Origin of the sequence: Methylobacterium sp. E-041 (assembly GCF_022829665.1) — a bacterium.
In the GTDB taxonomy this organism is placed as follows: Bacteria; Pseudomonadota; Alphaproteobacteria; order Rhizobiales; family Beijerinckiaceae; genus Methylobacterium.
In genome coordinates, this window is record NZ_JAKSYQ010000032.1 from 1 (window position 1) to 1,514 (window position 1,514).

Below are 1,514 nucleotides of genomic sequence, written 5' to 3' on the forward strand. Positions count from 1 at the left end.
TCGCGACGAGGTCCGGATCAGCTGGAACGAACACGTTCGGCGCCCCCGTAAGCGCATAGAAGAGATAGGCGGGAACTGCGAGTTCGATCCTTTGGCGGTCGGTCAGGAGAAGCATCGGGGCACTTACCGAACCTACCAGCACGAGAAAAGGCCAGACTGGTTCAGAGACGTTACCGAAACCGTCTGAAATTGTCGGGAAAACAGTTGGATACCTGACACATCGTTCAGGTTACTATCGACCCTTCACCGACCTTCGGAAGGTCCGCTTGCAAACTCCCTAATTCAAACTCGGGGGCTGCATTCAGCTTCTGGGTGAGATGGAGTCACGCCTGGATGGGTCGTCGGCACTCTCGTGACGCGAAAGCCTCGCGTGCCCGCTTGATCTCGGCATGGTGCGTCTCAGCCCAGATCCACACACCACAGAATGCGGCACCGAGGCTCTCGCCGAGCGGCGTCAGCGCGTAGTCCACATGGGGTGGGATCACCGGGTGCACCGTCCGACGCACCAAGCCGTCCTGTTCCATCTGGCGAACTGTTTGGGTCAGCATCTTTTGGCTAATGCGGCCGACCGCCTTGCCGAGTTGGGTGAAACGCAGCGTGCCGCGCTCGTGCAGGGCTTCGAGGATCAACATGGTCCACTTGTCGGCCACCTTGCCGATGATGTCCTAGACCAACGCCTCGATGGCCGGATCGGTCTCGGTTGGGACCGGTTCCTTCCGACGCGCCTCGATCCGTGGATCGGCTTCTGCCCGACGCATGCGACACTCTCCGTTTGGTGCGTATAAATCTTTTCGGTGCCTACTTCGGTACGGAGAGCATGAGCCATAACCTCATGGGCGACAACAACGAAGGTCGCTCACATGAAGACGTCAGGAAACACCATCCTCATCACCGGCGGCGGCTCCGGCATCGGCCAAGCCCTCGCCCAACGCTTCCACGACCTTGGCAACATCGTCATCGTCGCCGGCAGGCGGACGGAGGCGCTGCAGCGGACGATTGCCGGACGTCCGAACATGCATGCCATGGCGTTCGATGCCGACAGCGCTGAGGGCGTGGCCGACTTCGCACGACGCATGACGGCCGAGCACCCGGCCCTCAACGTGGTCATCAACAACGCCGGGATCATGCGCTCCGAGGCGCTGGACCAGCCTCGCGACCTCTCCGACGCGGAGGCAACGGTCATCACCAACCTACTCGGCCCCATCCGGCTGACCGACGGCCTGATCGAGCATCTCGGCCGGCAGCCCGATGCTGCCCTGGTGAACGTCACCTCCGGCCTGGCCTTCGTGCCTCTCGTGTCGGCCCCGACCTACTCGGCGACCAAGGCCGCCTTGCACAGCTACACGGTCGCGCTGCGCGAGGCGCTCAAGGGCAAGGTCGAGGTCATCGAGCTAGGTCGTGAACTCATAACGTCTGGCACGGTTTGGCCGTGGCATCGTTGGTTCTCCGAATGGAGGACCGAGGATGGCGCGGTTTGACCTGACGGATGAAGAGTGGGCGGTGATCGAGCCGGT

General features: G+C 62.2%; 2 protein-coding genes. One reads left to right on the plus strand and one right to left on the minus strand.

Going from position 1 to position 1,514, the window contains the following annotated elements:
- Positions 1-323: 323 nt before the first annotated feature.
- A complete protein-coding gene (locus MKK70_RS01815) occupies positions 324-662 on the minus strand; it encodes a winged helix-turn-helix transcriptional regulator (RefSeq protein ID WP_243932884.1) in 339 nt (112 codons plus the stop codon).
- 198 nt (positions 663-860) lie between these two features.
- On the opposite strand from MKK70_RS01815, the gene MKK70_RS01820 reads away from it, so the two are divergent.
- Entirely contained in the window at positions 861-1,478 is a 618-nt protein-coding gene (locus MKK70_RS01820; protein WP_243932862.1) for an SDR family oxidoreductase, read from the plus strand.
- The last annotated feature ends 36 nt before the right edge of the window (positions 1,479-1,514 follow it).